Genomic DNA, 971 nt, shown 5'->3' with positions numbered 1-971 from the left:
GCGACGGATTTTCGCAGGGTAGGCCGTCGAATTCAGAATAGATAGACACGTCTCCGGCATCCACGATTGGCGGATGCGCGATCAGCCTTCTTTCCGCTGCGCCAAACGCGATCCGGGCCGGTTGAAGGAATAACGTCGGGCAATGATGACCCCTGTCAGCGACGCCACGCCTCGGGACGCCATCGCACCGCCCTTGTAATGGGGCGGTATGATGCCCACCTGTCTATGGCAACGCTGTTCCTTCGACTTCTGTCTCCTTCTGGCTTCAGTCGCTCTTTGATGACGCCAAGCCAGGCCATCGCATTCAGCGGGTGGCACCAATAAGGAGATCTCACGATGGCCAACGGCACCGTGAAATGGTTCAACGCAACTAAAGGTTTTGGCTTCATTGAGCCCGAACACGGCACGAAGGACGTTTTCCTTCACGTCTCGGCGCTGGAACGCGCCGGCATCCATCAGGTGGCTGATGGTCAGGCAGTGACCTTTGATGTGGAACGCGGTCGCGATGGCCGTGACTCCGCCTCGAACCTTACACTGGCCTGATCCCAGACTCCCAGTGCCCGGCCCTGTCAGGGCCGGGCAACTTATCGAGGAGCGACACAATGGCCTCAAAAAAAAGCCGAAGCCCTGTTCAAGGTCCCGGCGTCACAAACCCTGTGGGATCGAACGAACGACGCGGCAAGAGAGATAATCTCGAGCGAGATCAGCCAGCGAGACGCCAACAGCAAGCGATTGCGAAGGCTCAGACTGGCGCGGGATGCCGAGGCGGCCGCCACCCCTCTTGAACAACCAGCGGCCAAGCGGCCGCGAAAGAAGAAGGCCTGCGCACAAGCCGCATAAGCCGGTTATCATCGCCTTCGCAAACGCCATGCTGAAAAAAGGCGCGCCTTGGCAGCATCAGACCCACGCATAGACAGAAGCGCCAGGCAATTGGGCGCAGCTGACGTTTGAATGGATAAGGTTGGCGGCGG

The 971-nt window shown here is 59.3% G+C and carries 1 protein-coding gene; it reads left to right on the top strand.

Annotated features, from left to right (window positions below; all coding sequences use genetic code 11):
- Nucleotides 1–336 precede the first annotated feature (336 nt).
- A complete protein-coding gene (locus CK944_RS22280) occupies nt 337–543 on the top strand; it encodes a cold-shock protein (protein WP_103175199.1) in 207 nt (68 codons plus the stop codon).
- The last annotated feature ends 428 nt before the right edge of the window (nt 544–971 follow it).

This window comes from Paracoccus sp. SY, assembly GCF_002901215.1.
GTDB lineage: Bacteria > Pseudomonadota > Alphaproteobacteria > Rhodobacterales > Rhodobacteraceae > Paracoccus > Paracoccus acridae.
This window is presented reverse-complemented; position numbering and strand designations above follow the sequence as displayed.